This is a genomic window from Alteriqipengyuania sp. (genome assembly GCF_964222115.1).
Taxonomy (GTDB): Bacteria; Pseudomonadota; Alphaproteobacteria; order Sphingomonadales; family Sphingomonadaceae; genus Alteriqipengyuania.
Window position 1 is genome coordinate 49,799 of sequence record NZ_CAXQBM010000071.1, and the last position, 14,890, is coordinate 64,688.

Annotated in this window: 14 protein-coding genes and 1 tRNA gene; 7 read left to right on the plus strand and 8 right to left on the minus strand. The window is 64.9% G+C overall.

All coding sequences use genetic code 11. The features are described 5' to 3' along the window. Positions 1-23 precede the first annotated feature (23 nt). Positions 24-932 (plus strand): NAD-dependent epimerase/dehydratase family protein, encoded by a 909-nt coding sequence (locus tag ACEQXE_RS10990; RefSeq protein WP_370179293.1) that lies wholly within the window; start codon positions 24-26, stop codon positions 930-932. Here the strand turns inward: ACEQXE_RS10990 and ACEQXE_RS10995 are convergent. From ACEQXE_RS10995 to ACEQXE_RS11010, 4 genes are read right to left on the minus strand one after another with little or no spacing between them, the layout of a single operon-like run. Beyond that, positions 929-2,104, minus strand: coding sequence for a mechanosensitive ion channel family protein (locus ACEQXE_RS10995; RefSeq protein ID WP_370179294.1), 1,176 nt, complete (start codon positions 2,102-2,104; stop codon positions 929-931). The genes ACEQXE_RS10990 and ACEQXE_RS10995 overlap by 4 nt on opposite strands. After that, positions 2,104-3,381, minus strand: coding sequence for a cystathionine beta-lyase (gene metC / locus ACEQXE_RS11000; protein WP_370179296.1), 1,278 nt, complete (start codon positions 3,379-3,381; stop codon positions 2,104-2,106). Before metC ends, ACEQXE_RS10995 begins: the two co-directional genes overlap by 1 nt. Next, positions 3,321-4,175: a sulfurtransferase gene (locus tag ACEQXE_RS11005; RefSeq protein WP_370179298.1), complete on the minus strand. Its 855-nt coding sequence runs from the start codon at positions 4,173-4,175 to the stop codon at positions 3,321-3,323. The genes metC and ACEQXE_RS11005 overlap by 61 nt, the downstream gene beginning before the upstream one ends. Before the next feature lie 49 nt (positions 4,176-4,224). Next, the gene (locus tag ACEQXE_RS11010; RefSeq protein WP_370179300.1) at positions 4,225-5,394 is read right to left on the minus strand and encodes a hypothetical protein; all 1,170 of its coding nucleotides are present in this window, start codon (positions 5,392-5,394) and stop codon (positions 4,225-4,227) included. Between the two features lie 175 nt (positions 5,395-5,569). Between ACEQXE_RS11010 and queF the strand changes: the two genes are divergently transcribed. Next, complete coding sequence (queF, locus tag ACEQXE_RS11015) at positions 5,570-6,040, plus strand: preQ(1) synthase (RefSeq protein ID WP_370179302.1); 471 nt, start codon at positions 5,570-5,572, stop codon at positions 6,038-6,040. Between the two features lie 77 nt (positions 6,041-6,117). Here queF and ACEQXE_RS11020 read toward each other — a convergent pair. Beyond that, a tRNA-Thr gene (locus ACEQXE_RS11020) sits at positions 6,118-6,193 on the minus strand. Positions 6,194-6,348: 155 nt separating this feature from the next. Here ACEQXE_RS11020 and ACEQXE_RS11025 point away from each other — a divergent pair. Continuing rightward, positions 6,349-6,651, plus strand: a complete 303-nt coding sequence (locus tag ACEQXE_RS11025; protein ID WP_370179304.1) for a TM2 domain-containing protein — start codon at positions 6,349-6,351, stop codon at positions 6,649-6,651. Between the two features lie 4 nt (positions 6,652-6,655). Here ACEQXE_RS11025 and ACEQXE_RS11030 read toward each other — a convergent pair whose 3' ends face one another. Both ACEQXE_RS11030 and ACEQXE_RS11035 read right to left on the minus strand, forming a co-directional pair. Then, the gene (locus ACEQXE_RS11030; RefSeq protein ID WP_370179305.1) at positions 6,656-7,537 is read right to left on the minus strand and encodes a hypothetical protein; all 882 of its coding nucleotides are present in this window, start codon (positions 7,535-7,537) and stop codon (positions 6,656-6,658) included. Beyond that, complete coding sequence (locus ACEQXE_RS11035; RefSeq protein ID WP_370179339.1) at positions 7,534-8,850, minus strand: replication-associated recombination protein A; 1,317 nt, start codon at positions 8,848-8,850, stop codon at positions 7,534-7,536. Before ACEQXE_RS11035 ends, ACEQXE_RS11030 begins: the two co-directional genes overlap by 4 nt. A gap of 105 nt (positions 8,851-8,955) precedes the next feature. On the opposite strand from ACEQXE_RS11035, the gene ACEQXE_RS11040 reads away from it, so the two are divergent. From ACEQXE_RS11040 to ACEQXE_RS11050, 3 genes are all read left to right on the plus strand, one after another. After that, complete coding sequence (locus ACEQXE_RS11040; RefSeq protein WP_370179307.1) at positions 8,956-10,824, plus strand: glycoside hydrolase family 2 protein; 1,869 nt, start codon at positions 8,956-8,958, stop codon at positions 10,822-10,824. A 138-nt stretch (positions 10,825-10,962) separates the two neighbouring features. Continuing rightward, positions 10,963-11,790, plus strand: a complete 828-nt coding sequence (locus ACEQXE_RS11045) for a helix-turn-helix transcriptional regulator (RefSeq protein WP_370179309.1) — start codon at positions 10,963-10,965, stop codon at positions 11,788-11,790. A gap of 72 nt (positions 11,791-11,862) precedes the next feature. Next, a complete protein-coding gene (locus ACEQXE_RS11050) occupies positions 11,863-12,306 on the plus strand; it encodes a hypothetical protein (protein WP_370179311.1) in 444 nt (147 codons plus the stop codon). Positions 12,307-12,312: 6 nt separating this feature from the next. Here ACEQXE_RS11050 and ACEQXE_RS11055 read toward each other — a convergent pair whose 3' ends face one another. Further along, on the minus strand, positions 12,313-13,482 hold the full coding sequence (locus tag ACEQXE_RS11055) for a glycosyltransferase family 4 protein (RefSeq protein WP_370179313.1): 1,170 nt from the start codon (positions 13,480-13,482) through the stop codon (positions 12,313-12,315). A gap of 184 nt (positions 13,483-13,666) precedes the next feature. Between ACEQXE_RS11055 and ACEQXE_RS11060 the strand changes: the two genes are divergently transcribed. After that, the gene (locus ACEQXE_RS11060) at positions 13,667-14,821 is read left to right on the plus strand and encodes a phosphoserine transaminase (RefSeq protein ID WP_370179314.1); all 1,155 of its coding nucleotides are present in this window, start codon (positions 13,667-13,669) and stop codon (positions 14,819-14,821) included. The last annotated feature ends 69 nt before the right edge of the window (positions 14,822-14,890 follow it).

The following is a 14,890-nucleotide window of genomic DNA, read 5'->3' on the forward strand; positions in this document are numbered from 1 at the left end:
ATTCGCAGCGGGATTTCGCGCTCATGACCCTCGCGCTGACCGGCGGGACCGGATTTGTCGGGCAGGCGGTGCTGGACCTGCTGGAGGGCTCGGGCGAGCGCGTTCGCGTGCTGGCGCGCAACGTGCCCAAGGACAAGCGCGGCTTCCGCTGGGTCGAAGGCAGCCTGAACGAGCCCTTCGCCCTCGCGCATCTGGTCGCCGACGCGGAATGCGTAATCCACATTGCCGGGCTCACCCGCGCGGTGAACACCGACCATTTCGAGATCGTCAACGTCACCGGCACGCTCAACGTTGTGGAAGCGGCGGTGCGCGCGGGGGCGAAGCGAATGGTCTTCGTCTCCTCGCTGGCCGCGCGCGAACCCGATCTTTCGGCCTACGGGCTGTCTAAGCGTCGCGCCGAGACAATTGTCGCCGCGAGCGGTCTGGACTGGACGATCGTGCGCCCGCCCGGCGTCTACGGACCGCGCGATACGGATTATCTTGAGATGTTTCGTGCGGCGAGAAAGGGCGTGTTGCCGGTGCCGATGGGAGGTCGCAGTTCGCTGATCCATGTGCGCGACCTCGCGCGGCTGCTGCTGGCCCTGCGTGAGGGCGGCGAAGGGATCACGCACGAAATCTTCGAACCCGACGATGCACGCGCTGGCGGCTGGTCGCACGCCGATCTCGCGCGCAGCATCGGCACGGCAGTCGGCCGCAACGTCCGCGTGGTTCCGCTGCCGGGGCTGGCGCTGAAAGCGGCAGCGGCGGCAGACGAAAAAGCGCGGGGACGCAATGCGCGGCTCACGAAAGACCGTGCCGGGTACCTTGCGCATAAGGACTGGACGGTCGCGCCGGAACGCGCCGTGCCGTCCGAAATCTGGCGCCCGCAAATCCTGACGCGCGAAGGCCTGCGCGAAACGGCGCAATGGTATCGCGAAGCCGGAATGCTCTAGTCTTCAGAGCCCTTTGGCGTCCGGCTTTTCGTCGCCCGCTTCTGTTCGAGCGCGGCGATCAGCTGGTCGAGCCCTTCATTGCTGCGCAGGTTGATGTCGCGCTGCGGGAAGGGGATTTCCACGTCGTTGTCGCGGAAGAGGTGCCACAGCCTCTTGAGCACCTCGCTCTTCACATTGCCGATCCCCGCTTCCGGGTCGGTAATCCACACGTGGATGATGAAGTTGACCGAACTGTCGCCATACCCGTCCAGCCAGACGGTCGGCGGGGGCGATTTGAGCACCCGGTCGCACGACATCGCGGCTTCCAGCATCAGCTCCTCCGCCCGGTCGATATCCGAATGATACGACACTCCAACCGGCACCTGCATGCGCACGTTGCGCGATGAGTACGACCAGTTTTCGACCTGATTGATCATCAGGTTCTCGTTCGGAATCAGGTATTCCTTCTGGTCGCGCGTGGTGATGGACACCGCGCGGATACCGATCTTCTGGATTTGCCCGAAAGTCTCGTTGCCAGCCTGGTCGGCCACCGCGATCACGTCGCCCGGCTTGATCGACTTGTCCATCAGCAGGATGATCCCGGCGATCAGGTTTCCGAAGGTCTTTTGCAGGCCAAAGCCGATGGCAAGGCCGAACGCGCCGGAAAACACCGCCAGCGCAGTCAGGTCGATCCCCAGCAGGTCGATCCCGATGAAGAAGGCCATGCCCCATACGACGATGGTGATGATCTTCTCCGCCAGCAGGCGGCGCGTCTGGTCGAGCCGGGTGACGCGCGCCAGCCCCAGATGGGCCAGCTTGCTGCCGAAGAACGCGAATGCGAACACGCCGAACACGACCGCAAGGAACACGATCCCGTCCCACACGGAAATGTCCATCGAGCCGACCTGGATCGCCATGGCGTCCAGCCTTTCGATCACGGATCCGACGGTCTGGCTCTGTTCGCCGACCGCGTCTTTCAGCTCGTCGGCGGCCTTGACGGAATCGGTTGCCGGTTCGGCTGGCGCGGTGGCGGTCGTGGCCAGCTCTTCGCCATCGCCCGGTGCAGGCTGCAGCACAACGGTGTCGCCCGCCTGCAGGACACCCTCGTCGCCTTCGGTCGTGCTGCCGTCTTGCCCCTGCGGGTCGAGCACCGCTTGGGTCGCCGAATTGGGGCCGATGGAAGAACTAGCCATCACGTATGCTTGATCGCCGCGAAGGCGCGGTCAAGGTCGGCGATCAGGTCTTCCGCATCTTCCAGCCCAATGGCGAGGCGGACGCCCAGCCGGTCTTCCTCGCGCCAGCCCTGCCTTGGCCATGCGCTGGCCGACCTGATGCGCGGCGGATCGAAGGGCAGGGCAAGGCTCTCGAACCCGCCCCAGCTATAGCCGATACCGAATAATTGCAGGGCATCGACGAAGGCGGACCGCTGGGCATCGGTGTGGCCTGCGAACACGAAGCTGAACAAGCCGCAGCCGCCGGTGAAATCGCGTGCCCAGTATTCGTGGCCGGGCGAGCCCTCGAGCATAGGATGGAGCACGTGAGCCACCTCCGGCCGGTCACGGAGCCACTGGGCCACCTGCAAGCCGGTCTGTGCGGTACGTGTCAACCGCAGCGGCATTGTACGAAGCCCGCGCGAGACCAGTGCGGCATCGTCGGGCGAGACATGCTGGCCGAGCAGCTGTGCGGTGTGGCGCAACCTTGCGTAGTGCGCCTTGCCTGCGCTCGCAGCGCCCATCAGCACGTCCGAATGGCCGCTTGCATGCTTGGTAAGGCTGGTGATGGTGATGTCGCACCCATGCTCCAGCGCCGCGAACCCAAGCCCGGTGGCCCACGTATTGTCGACAAGCACGGTCGCGCCCTGTTCGCGGGCGATGGCCGCAAGGCGCGGCACGTCGCACACTTCCATGGTGAGGCTTCCGGGCACTTCCAGCATCACCGCCTTTACGCGGTCATCGAAGGCGGCGGAGTAGCTCTCGACATCGTCGGGATCGAAATAGCGCGCTTCGACACCCCAACGCTTCAGCAGGTTCGAGGCGATCGCGCGCGTCGGTTCGTAGACATTGTCCTGCACCAGCAGCGCATCGCCCGGTTCCAGAGCGCTCATCAGCGCGCCTGCGAGCGCGGCGGTACCGCTGGGGTAAAGCATGGTCCCGTGCGCACCGGGTTCCATCTCGGTCAGCGCTTCGGCCAGTGCCCATTGAGTGGGCCCTCCGCGTCGCCCGTAGTGGAACCGCCCGTCCTCATTATGCTTGAGGCATTCCTGACGCTCGCCCTCGGTGTCGTAGAGATGCGTACTGCCGCGCCAGATCGGCGGATTGACCACGCGGCCGGTCCATTCCCGGCGTCGCCCGGCAAGAGCTGCGCGGGTCTGGGGGCCTAGGTTCTCGCCGGAATGCTTGTCGGACTTGCTCAGCGTGACTCTCCTGTATTCTGGCCAGTTTCCTTGGGCGTGTGCGGGTCGGCACCCCATTCAGCCCAGCTTCCATCATACAGCGCGGTGCGCTGTGCACCGATCAGCCGCATCGCAAACAGCAGTACCGAGGCGGACAGCCCGCTACCGCATGTTGCGATGACCGGTCGATCCCGGTCGAGCCCTGCATCGGTGAAAAGGGCGCGCAGATCCTCCGCCTCGCGAAACGTGCCGTCCTCGCGCAGTAAATCGCGGAAAAACAGGTGCCGCGAACCCGGGATGTGGCCGCCGGGCAGACCGTGAACAGTGTCTTCCTGCGCGCCGGTAAAGCGTGCAGCATCGCGCGCATCGACAACCTGCTCGGCATTGATGTCGAGATTGGCCAGCATCGCCGCCTTGTCGCGAATATCGGTGATGCGGACAGTGGTGGGTGGACGCATGACGGGGGTCATGCTGGGCATGCCGCTCTCAACCGCGCGATCCTCCGCTTTCCACTTCTCGAATCCGCCATCGAGCACCGCGATATTGGCGAGGCCCGCAAGGTCCAACAGCACCCATGCGCGCGCAGCGCTGCGCAACATCGAATCGTCGTAAAGGACGATGCGGGTTTGCGGCCCGATCCCACGTTCGCCCAGCCATTGCGCGATCCGTTCGCCGTCGGGGACCTTGCCCGGAAGCGCAGAGTGCGGATCATGCAGGCCGGCCAGATCGAGGAAGCGTGCGCCCGGAATATGCGCCTCCTCGAACTCGGCGCGCGGATCACGCTTTGCCATCGGGAGATGGAGCGAGGCATCGAGCACCGCGAGGTCGGGCGCGTCCAATTCTCCGCCAAGCCATTCTGTCGAAACGAGCATGTCCATTGCCCGATGCGGATAGCCCCCCGCACACCGCCTTGTCGAGTTGTCAGGCGACCGCGCGCGTGGTCAGCTGGGCGTAACTTCGCGGCGGCTCGTCGAGGCGGAACGGGTTGGGGCGCGCACCCTTCTGCAGGTTCTTGGAGCCGATCACGTAGGTGTAGGCCCGCGGCGCCAGATTGGCCGCGCGCACGGTCAGGCGAAGCAGGGGCACGAAGACGGGCACATTGCCCTGCCGCAGTGCACGCACCTCACGCAGAGGCAGGCGCAACTCGCCGCGCATGGTCGATCGCTGACCGGGTTCGAGGCGGGAGAGCGTGTGCAGTTCGGGGAAGCTGTGATCGACATCGGCGATCTGCTGCGCGGCGGGAATTCGGCCATGCGCCGTCGTCACATCGCCATTGACCTGGATCAGCGAGATCGGTTCGCGTCCCTGGTTGAGCATGGTGAGGCGGTATGAAATCGTCGCATTCATCACACTGCGGCTGAGCGTGACGGCATAAGCTTCGATTTCGAGCGAGCCTGCGTCGGGCTGCGTCAGGTAGCTGTGATCTTTGACCTCGCGCAGTGGCGCACCAGACAGGTCGGCGACGTCAGTGGTGCGCTGCCCGGAGCCTGTGCTCCGGCGCCGGAGCATGGCGAATGCCAAGGCGAGCAGTGCGAGGATCGCAGCGGCCAGAGCCGCGATCCATGTCCACGGCAGGCCATCCGTGTCCGACGCAAGAGATGATGATCCCGGCGGTTGCGTCGCTTCGAGGTTTGGTTGCCGCTCTGTTGTGGAAGCAGCTGCCGAGAGAGTTTCTCCTGCGCCGCTTGCAGAGGTTTCATCCACCTGTTCCGACTGGGTGCCGGTGTCGCGAACCGGCTGGGGAACGGAAGGTCGCACCGCCGGCCGTTGCTGTTCGGTCAGGACTTCGCGGGTCGACACCGAACGGTCGCTCGCGGGCAGCGAAGGGCCGCTCGTGCGCGGCGAGGCCGCATCTGTCGATGGCGCAGGGGCGGGCGTACTGCGCGGGTTCGCCTGCGTAGGTGCGGTGCGTTCGGCCGGAGCCGGTGTCGGCGCGGGTGCGCCGATGACGCGGGGCGCAGCGCGGTTTTCACCTTCGGTGTCGGTCGGACCCTGCGCCTGCGGACGTGACGCTTCTTCCGGGTCGGGAGGCAACTGGAAGGTTGTGACGGGCTGTGCGGACAATGCTGTTGTGCCGAGCAAGAGCAGCATACAGGCGGCCACTTGAGGCAAGGGGGGCGTTCGCATTGGTGTGTCTAACGGCGATTATGGGTGGGGGTGTACGATCCAGTCCGGTGTTCGGACAGACTGCCGCTGAATAGTGCGTGAATCGCAAATGCGCAAAGGCTCGCTTGTGCCCCGCGTGCGATGAAGGCACAGACGCGGCATGAGCGACACACCCACTGAAACGTCCGGCCCGCGCTTCCTGGGCCAGTCCAGTCCGCTTCCGGCCTCGCCCGAAGAGGCAGAGCTCGATTACGTGGCCAACCCGCGCACGGGCACTTTGTACATGGTGCGTTTCTCGGCGCCTGAGTTTACTTCCCTGTGCCCCGTCACCGGCCAGCCGGACTTTGCGCACCTGGTGATCGACTATGCGCCCGGTGACACGATCGTGGAATCGAAGAGCCTGAAGCTGTTCCTCGCAAGCTTCCGTAATCATTGCGGTTTCCATGAGGATGTGACGGTCGGCATCGGACAGCGCCTGTGCGACGAGATGAAGCCGCAATGGCTCCGCATCGGTGGCTACTGGTACCCGCGCGGCGGCATCCCGATCGATGTGTTCTGGCAGAGCGGCCCCGTGCCCGATGGGCTGTGGGTGCCCGAACAGGGCGTCCAGAATTATCGCGGGCGCGGGTGAAGCTGACAAATCCAGTCGATCATTCGCTGAACCGCCCCCGGAGACATGAGCGCAGCGAGTTGTCGTGAGAGAAAAAGTGGTGCCGGTTGAGGGACTCGAACCCCCGACCTTCGGTTTACAAAACCGCTGCTCTACCAGCTGAGCTAAACCGGCCTGCCAGCCGCCGCGCGCCTTGCGGCAAAATCTTCCGCGCGGCAAGCCCCGAACGTGCATTCCTGCCATTGATAGACGGATGCAACCCGCCCCGGTTGTCTTTGTCGAAATCGCAGTTTCGTGGTAAGCAGGGCAGGTAAAATAAGGAACGGGAAATGGACCAGAATCTCCGCACGCAACTGCAATATGATGCACAGAAGAAGTCGGTCGCTGCGGCGTATATCCTCTGGTTATTCCTGGGCTCCTTCGGTGCACACCGCTTCTATCTCGGCCATGTCGGCAGCGGCGCAATCCAGTTGACCCTGCTGCTGCTGGGGTGGATTCCGTTCTTCCTCGGCTGGATCGTGCTGGGCGTGTGGTGGCTGGTCGATGCCTTCCTGATCCCCGGCCAGACCGAGCAGCGTAATCTCGAAACGCTCGAACGGCTGGGCGGCGATCTGCCCGCGATACCGGCCTGATCGCTCAGCGCGCCCCGAAGGTCCAGCCTTCGGTGCGTGCAATGTCCCGCGTCAGCCCGCTCGGACTCCACAGGGCGGCGTTCTCTCCCACGTGGCGCAGCCATGCGGCGGTGAGCAGCGCGTCGGAGCTGTGGTCGTCCAGCGGGCCGGTGCCTGCAACGGGCGGCGATCCGAGTGCGGCGAGCGCTTCGTTGAGCAGTGCATAATCCCTGATCTTGCGCCCGCGATGGGCGGGCAGCGCCTCCAGCGACGCGAGCGCGGTGTAGATTTCGACCAGCACCGATCCGGCGCCCGGCAGCGGGTCGACCGGCCACACGGGCAGCGCGCCTTCCAGCCGGTGGAGCAGGCGCATGCCGGTGAGGCTCGATTTGCCGACCTGCGCCGCCCCGACGAGGTTGAAGTTGGAGACCGGACGGCACCCCATTGTGCGCTGGGCCTGCTCGGCGATGCGGAAGCGGCCCTCTCTGCTGGCGGCATCGGGCGCATGGAAGCGGTCGCCTTCCGTGCTTCGCCCATGCCGGAAATAGCGCGCCAGCTCGGGGTGTCGAAGCAGTCCCCCTGCTTCGAGGTGCGGATCGTTTGTGCACAGATTGTCGACCAGCGCCCACAGCGCGCGCGCATCGGGGGGAGAGCCACCCCAGCCGGGGAAGAACGAGCCGCAATCGACGAAGGGCAATGCAATGCCGAGATCCATGCCGACCAGCGTATCGCGCGGCAGGTCTTCGCGCAGGATGGCCAGCACTTCGGTGCGCGACCAAGCCTTTCCGCACTCGACCAGCACCGGCGGGCCTCCCGCAGCGTCGGCCAGAGCAAGCGCAATGCCTTTTTGCCGTGCACCCTTCGCGCCCGACCAGTCGATCGCGAGGAAATGGGAGAAACGGCTCATGGCCGTCCTTTGCGCCGCGCGTTCCAGTATTCCAGCCGCTCCGCCACGCGCTTCTCGAACCCGCGCCCTGTCGGCTCGTAGAAGCTCTGCGGTTCCATCTCTTCAGGCCAGTAATTGTCGCCCGAAAACGCGTCTTCCTTCGCGTGATCGTAGGAATAGCCCTCGCCATAGCCGATATCTTTCATCAGCTTGGTCGGCGCATTGAGGATGTTCTTGGGCGGTGAAAGGCTGCCGGTTTCCTTCGCAGCCCTGGTGGCGGCCTTGTGCGCGGCATAGGCGGCGTTCGATTTGGGTGCGGTCGCGAGATAGAGGCACGCCTGTGCCAGCGCGAGTTCGCCCTCGGGGCTGCCGAGAAATTCGTAGGCATCACGTGCAGCAATGCACTGGGTCAGCGCGGCAGGATCGGCCATGCCGATATCCTCCACCGCCATGCGCACCAGCCGCCGCGCGAGATAGCGTGGCTCCTCGCCCGCAGTCAGCATCCGGGCGAGGTAATAGAGCGCGGCATCCGGGTCGCTTCCACGGACCGATTTGTGCAGCGCGGAGATCAGGTTGTAGTGCCCGTCGCGATCCTTGTCGTACACCGCCACGCGGCGTTGCAGGAAGCTGCTGAGCTCCGCCGGGTCGAGCGGCTCGGCCAGCCCCGCATTATACAGTGTTTCCGCCTGGTTGAGCAGGAAGCGACCATCTCCGTCTGCCGAAGCGATCAGCGCGGCGCGCGCGTCGTCGGTCAGGGGAAGGGCGCGTTCGAGCTCTTCGGCACGCGTGAGCAGTTCGCCCAGCGCTTCGTGCCCCAGCCGTTCGAGGATCAGCACCTGGGCGCGGCTCAAGAGAGCGGCGTTTAGGGCAAAGCTGGGGTTCTCGGTCGTCGCGCCGACCAGCGTCACCGTGCCGCGTTCGACGAAGGGCAGGAAGCCGTCCTGCTGCGCGCGGTTGAAACGGTGGATCTCGTCCACGAAGAGCAGCGTCTTCTGCCCTGCCTTCGCGGCCCTGTCTGCCTCGGCGAAGACCTTCTTGAGGTCGGCGACCCCGCTGAACACCGCGCTGACTGCCGCGTATCGCATGCCCACGCTGTCTGCGAGCAGGCGCGCAATAGTCGTCTTACCCGTACCGGGCGGGCCCCACAGGATCATGCTGGAAAGCCTGCCCGCAGCGACCATCCGCCCGATCGAACCCTCGGCCCCGGTCAGGTGCTGCTGCCCGACAACCTCGTCGAGAGTGCGCGGGCGCAGCCGGTCGGCCAGCGGCGCATCTTCGCGCGGTGCGTCGGGCGTGCTGGTGGGGAGGGGATCGTCGCCGAACAGGTCTGCCATCGCGCCGAGATAGGACAGGTCCTGCGCATTTCCCACCCATAGCGCAGGTCGTGGCGATTGACTGTGCCGGGGCGACTGCCAGACTGCCACAAAAGGGGATTGAGGATGTCGATGCGGATTTTCGTGCGCTGGATCGCGGCCATCATGGTCGCACTGGCCGGGCCTGCGATGGCGCAGGTGATGCCGGACGGGCCGGTGCTCGCGGCGGCGGACCTGCGCGATGGGCAATCGCTCGACGGTGAGTGGACCTACTCGATCGATCCTTATCGCGATGGTGCGGCCGGTTTCCACGGCGGTCCGGCGGGGGAGGGGCATCGCCGCTACGACGATACCGATGTCACCGCGCGCACAGCTGGCGATCCAATTGCGCTGTACGAATACGACATGGACGGCTCGCCCAAGGCGCGATTGCCGGAGAGCTGGACGGGCCACGCGCTCGAGATGCGCCACTATGAAGGGCTGGTCTGGTACCAGAAGCGGTTCGATGCGGAGCCTGCACCGGGGGAGCGGCAATTCCTGCGCTTCGGCGCGGTGAACTATCACGCCGAAGTCTGGCTCAACGGCAAGTTGCTGGGCGCGCACGAAGGCGGTTTCACCCCCTTCGCCTTCGAGGTGACGGGCAAGCTGCGGCCAGAGGGCAACCGGCTGGTCGTGGGCGTGGATTCACAGCGCGACGGGCTCTCCATCCCGCCGCCGGTCACCGATTGGGAAACCTATGGCGGCATCACCCGCTCGGTCCATCTGATCGGCGTGCCCGAAACCTTCGTCGACGATGCGTGGGTGCGACTGGCCGATGACGGGAGTATCGTGGCCGATATCGCGCTCGACGGCCCCGAGGCGGCAGGCCGCACAGTGCGGCTGCTGATCGGGGAAATCGATGCGGAACGGTTCGCGACCACCGATGCGCAGGGCAGGGCACGGATCGTCATTCCCAAACCAGCGGAGCTGTCGCTGTGGTCGCCCGGTAATCCGAAGCTCTACAATGTCGTGATCGAGGCAGGCGAGGACGTCTGGTTCGACCGGATCGGTTTTCGCACCATCGCCACCGACGGGCCGCGCATCCTGCTGAACGGAGAGCCCGTCTTCCTGCGCGGGATTAGCGTGCACGAGGAAGAGCTGGGCGCAGACCCGGCGCGGCGGATCACGCCCGAGGCTGCGCGAGAATTGCTGTCGCTCGCGAAGGACGGGCTGGACGCCAATTTCGTTCGGCTGGCGCATTATCCGCACGGCGAGGCAATGCTGCGTGCAGCGGACGAGATGGGCCTGATCGTGTGGAGCGAAATCCCGGTCTATTGGCGGATCGCGTTCGACGATCCCGTCGCGCTGGATAAGGCGCGGCGCATGCTGGCAGAGAATATCCTGCGCGATCGCAACCGTGCCTCCATCGCTTTGTGGAGCGTCGGCAACGAGACTCCGCTGTCGGATGCGCGCAACACCTTCATGCGCAAGCTGGTGGCCGATGTGCGCGAGCTCGATCCGCATCGCCTCGTCACCGCCGCCCTGCTGACCGGGCAGGACCGCGAGGGCGATCATCCGGTGATGGTGATGGACGACCCACTGGCAGGCGCGCTCGATGTGATGGCGATCAACGCCTATAATGGTTGGTATGGGCCCGACCGGCTGGCGGACCTCCCGGCCATCGAATGGGACGTGCCGCAGGACAAGCCGCTGCTGTTCTCCGAGGTCGGGGCGGGGGCAACGGCTGGGCGGCACGAGCCCGATCTGCCGACCAAGTTTTCCGAGGAATACCAAGCAGAATACTACCGCCAGACGCTGGCGATGCTGGCGCAAATCCCCAATTTCGCGGGGATCAGCCCGTGGATCCTCAAGGACTTTCGCTCCCCCCGGCGCCAGCGCCCGGTGATCCAGGACGGCTGGAACCGCAAGGGGCTGGTGAGCGAGACGGGCGAGCGCAAGCAGGCGTTCGAGGTGCTGGCGCAATGGTATCGCGAGCGCGAAGCTTCTGGCGAGTAATTCTCCATCGGATCGAGCTAGCAGGCTGGTCGTGCGCTCGTCGGACCGCATAAGCACTTCATCGGGAAGCCGCTCCGAACTCTTGTAACGACCTATCTAAGATATATCTTAGACCTATCGTAATGCAGGAGATTTAAGGTGGACGACAAGCAACAACCCGAGAACGACGAGCCGACAGAAGGGCGCGAATCCGAGCGTATGGAAGGTGAGGCCTTCGAGGCAGAAATCGAGGACGGGATCGACGAAGGCGATACTCCGCGCGGCCAGCGGCAGTACGACGGGTTCTCTGCCGAAGCGATTTTCGGGCGCGATGGCGTTTTCGGACCGGATGGCCCCTTCGGTCGCAACGGCCCCTTTGGGCCGGACGGTCCTTTCGGTGACAACGGGCCTTTCGGGGAGAACGGCCCGTTCGGTGGCGGCCGGGGGAAGGGCCGGGCGAAATGGAAGATGGGCGGCGTGCATGACGCAGGCGGGCACCGCCACCGGCACCATCATCACCGGCGCCGCAAGCGCATGTTCGGCCCCGGCGAGCTACGGCTGGTGCTGCTCTCGCTGATCGCCGAAACCCCGCGCCACGGCTACGAACTGATCAAGGAGATCGAGGATCTGACCGGCGGCGAATATGCGCCGAGCCCCGGCGTGATCTATCCCACGCTCGCGCTGCTGGAGGACGAAGGCCTGATCGAACCGGTCGAGAGCAACGAGAGCCGCAAGGCATTTCGGGCCACCGCCGAGGGATCGCAGGAGCTGGAGGACAATGCCGACGAGGTCGAGCGGCTGATGCAGCGCCTCGGCCGGCAGGCCGAGCGGGTCAAGCCAATGCGCAAGTCGGACCTGTTGCGCGCCCTCGGCAACCTGGCGACGGTGATCGCCAATCGCGCCGCCAACGGCGATATGACCGGCGAGCGCAAGGACAAGGCGGTCGATCTGATCGACGAGCTTGCACGGCGCATAGAGCGGCTCTGAGCCCCCTCATTTGCGATCCGGGTGCGCAGGTGTATTCTCGCGCCCGGGTCGTGAGGTTTGGGGGATATAAAAATGGATGGCTATCTCAATCAGCAAACACCCTGGCACCTGTGGGTTGTCGGGGTGCTTTCGCTCTTGTGGAATGCAATCGGAGCTGCCGATTACACATTCACTAGCCTGCGGGCCGATTGGTGGTTCGAGGCTATGCAGTATCCCGAGGCGGGGATCGCCTATCTCGAGTCATTCCCCATGTGGGCGCATGGCGGCTGGGCGCTTGGCACCATCGGCGCATTCATCGGGTCGATCCTGCTGCTTGCCCGTAGTGGTCTTGCAGTCTGGGCGTTCGGCCTCTCCCTGCTGGGGATCGCGGTGACGACCTATTACGAAACGCAGACCACGCTGCCGCCCGAACTGGCGGAAATCCAGCCCGCATGGTTCCCTTACGTGCTGTGGAGCATCGCGACGTTCCTGCTGATCTACGCGATCAGCATGAAAGCGAAGGGCGTGCTGCGCTAGCGCGAATTATCCTGCCTGCGGCCCGCCATTCTCCTTCGGGGCGTTGGCGAGCCGCAGGTAGGTATCGACCATCGAGGCGTTGATCGCTTCCCACGTGTAGGGCTGGCTGCGTTCCAGCCCTGCCGCGCCGTGGCGCGCGCGCAAATCCACATCGGTGCAATAGGGCGCCAGCGCATCCGCAAATCCCTGCACATCGCCCGGTGTCACCAGCACGCCCGTTTCGCCATCGGCGACCAGGCTGGAACTGCCGGTCGCGTTCGCCGCAACCACGGGGATCGCGCAGGCCATGTGCTCCAGCGTCACGTTGCCGAAGGTTTCGGTGATGGAAGGGTTGAAGAACACGTCCGCGCTGGCAACCGCACGGCCCAGATCCTTGCCCGCCTGCAGCCCTACGAAAATGCCGCCGGGCAGCGCTTTCTCGAACCATCCGCGGGCCGGCCCGTCACCGATCACCATCACGCGATGCGGCACCTGCCGCTTGCGCAGTTCGATGATCGTGTCGGCAAAGATATCGAGCCCCTTTTCCATCACCAGCCGCCCGAGGAAGGAGATCACGACCTCTTCGTCGCCGATGCCCTGTTCGCGCCGCCATGCCATGTCGCGGGCACCGGGGTGGAACACGCTGCGGTCGATCCCGCGCGTCCATGTGCCGATGTCGTCGTTCATCCGCTGCGCCTTGAGCACGTCGATCATGCCTTCGGACGGGGCGACCAGCGCGCTGCATTTGCGATACATGGCGCGCAGCCATGCCTCGACCGCAGGCTCCAGGAAGCCGAGCTTGTAATAGCGCGGGTAGGTCTCGAACCGGGTGTGGACCGAGCCGAGCACGGGGACGTTATGCTTGCGCGCCCAGTCGACTGCTTGGCGCGATGCCCGATCGGGGCTGGCCACATGGATCAGATTGGGCTGGAATTCCTCGAATTTCTCCTTCGCCTCGCCGACCAGGCCCAGCGGCACGCGGTATTCCGAACGGCCGGGAATGGCGATGGAAGGGATCGAGACCAGATCACCCACTGCATCGACCTGCGGATTGTCGACCGTGGGCGCAAAAATGCGAACTGCACCGCCTTTTTCCAGCACATAGCCGACCAGCCGGTTGAGCGCTTGCGTCGGCCCGTCGCGGACCATGTTGTAGTTGCCGCTGACAAGGGCGACGCGCAGATCGGTAACGTCCATGGCGCCTGCCCTTAGGGGCTGATGCGCGAATTGGCGAGGGCCGGAGCGTATCGTCCCGACCGATCAGGCAGCCGCCCTGTCGATAGTTCGACGTTTCGCGTTGACTTGTTGCGGCGCAACATTATTGCCGCGCGTGGGCCACGCGGTCCCAACGCCGCGCGTGCTCTCTGCAAGGAGAGAATACATGACTGACAAACCCGCGCTCAAGCCTGAGCGCCCTTTCTTTTCGTCCGGTCCGACCGCCAAGTTTCCCGGCTGGTCGCTCGACAAACTCAAAACCGAATCGCTGGGCCGTTCGCACCGTTCCTCGGTCGGCAAGGCGCGCCTGAAATATGCGATCGACCTGAGCCGCGAATTGCTGGGCGTGCCCGACGATTACCTTGTCGGTATCATGCCCGCATCGGACACGGGCGCGCTCGAATGCGCGATGTGGACCATGCTGGGCGCAGGCCCCGCAACGGTCGCCGCGTGGGAAAGCTTCGGCAATGTGTGGATACAGGATGCGGTGAAGCAGCTGAAGCTGCCCGACCTGCAGGTGCTCGACGCGCCCTATGGCGAAATCCCCGATCTCGCCTCCATCCCGCAGGAAAACGATGTCGTGTTCACCTGGAACGGGACGACTAGCGGTGCGCGCATCCCCAATACCGATTGGTTGGCGCCGGATCGCAAGGGCGTCACGATCAACGACGCAACCAGCGCCGTCTTCGCGCAGGAGATGGACTGGGCCAAGCTCGATGCGACGACCTATTCCTGGCAAAAGGTGATGGGCTCCGAAGCGCAGCACGGTATGCTGATCCTCAGCCCTAAGGCGGTCGAGCGGATCGAAAGCTACGATCCCGATTGGCCGCTGCCCAAGCTGTTCCGCCTGAAGAAAGGCGGCAAGATCAACACCGCGATCTTCGAAGGCGCGACGATCAACACGCCTTCGCTGCTGGCGACGGAAGATTACATCGCTGCGCTGGAATGGGCGAAGTCGATCGGCGGGCTACCCGCAATGATCGAGCGCGCCAATGCCAATGCCAAGGTTCTGACCGACTGGATCGAAGCGACGCCTTACGTGCGCAACATGGTCGACGATCCGGCCAAGCGGACCAATACCGGCGTGTGCTTCGTCTTCCAGGGCGAGTGGTTCGACAGTCTCTCGGCAGACGAGCAGGCTGCAGTGCCCGGCAAGATCTACAAGATGCTGGAAGCCGAAGGCGTCGGCTATGACTTCAACGGCTATCGCGACGCGCCGCCGTCCCTTCGCATCTGGTGCGGCGGCACGGTGGAGAGCGAGGATATCGCGCGCCTGCTGCCGTGGATCGAGTGGGCCTTCGCCGAGCTGCAGAAGGCCTGAGCGCCCCCCCTTCATTTCCATTCCCGCTCGTCCTGAGCCTGTCGAAGGGCGAGCGAGGCACAGTTTTCT

Bases quoted from the DNA above. Each gene is read 5' to 3' on its own strand.
- ACEQXE_RS10990 (WP_370179293.1), top strand. From the start codon at position 24: ATGACCCTCGCGCTGACCGGCGGGACCGGATTTGTCGGGCAGGCGGTG.
- ACEQXE_RS10995 (WP_370179294.1), bottom strand. From the start codon at position 2,104: ATGGCTAGTTCTTCCATCGGCCCCAATTCGGCGACCCAAGCGGTGCTC.
- metC (WP_370179296.1), bottom strand. From the start codon at position 3,381: ATGGGGTGCCGACCCGCACACGCCCAAGGAAACTGGCCAGAATACAGG.
- ACEQXE_RS11005 (WP_370179298.1), bottom strand. From the start codon at position 4,175: ATGCTCGTTTCGACAGAATGGCTTGGCGGAGAATTGGACGCGCCCGAC.
- ACEQXE_RS11010 (WP_370179300.1), bottom strand. From the start codon at position 5,394: ATGCTGCTCTTGCTCGGCACAACAGCATTGTCCGCACAGCCCGTCACA.
- queF (WP_370179302.1), top strand. From the start codon at position 5,570: ATGAGCGACACACCCACTGAAACGTCCGGCCCGCGCTTCCTGGGCCAG.
- ACEQXE_RS11025 (WP_370179304.1), top strand. From the start codon at position 6,349: ATGGACCAGAATCTCCGCACGCAACTGCAATATGATGCACAGAAGAAG.
- ACEQXE_RS11030 (WP_370179305.1), bottom strand. From the start codon at position 7,537: ATGAGCCGTTTCTCCCATTTCCTCGCGATCGACTGGTCGGGCGCGAAG.
- ACEQXE_RS11035 (WP_370179339.1), bottom strand. From the start codon at position 8,850: ATGGCAGACCTGTTCGGCGACGATCCCCTCCCCACCAGCACGCCCGAC.
- ACEQXE_RS11040 (WP_370179307.1), top strand. From the start codon at position 8,956: ATGTCGATGCGGATTTTCGTGCGCTGGATCGCGGCCATCATGGTCGCA.
- ACEQXE_RS11050 (WP_370179311.1), top strand. From the start codon at position 11,863: ATGGATGGCTATCTCAATCAGCAAACACCCTGGCACCTGTGGGTTGTC.
- ACEQXE_RS11055 (WP_370179313.1), bottom strand. From the start codon at position 13,482: ATGGACGTTACCGATCTGCGCGTCGCCCTTGTCAGCGGCAACTACAAC.
- ACEQXE_RS11060 (WP_370179314.1), top strand. From the start codon at position 13,667: ATGACTGACAAACCCGCGCTCAAGCCTGAGCGCCCTTTCTTTTCGTCC.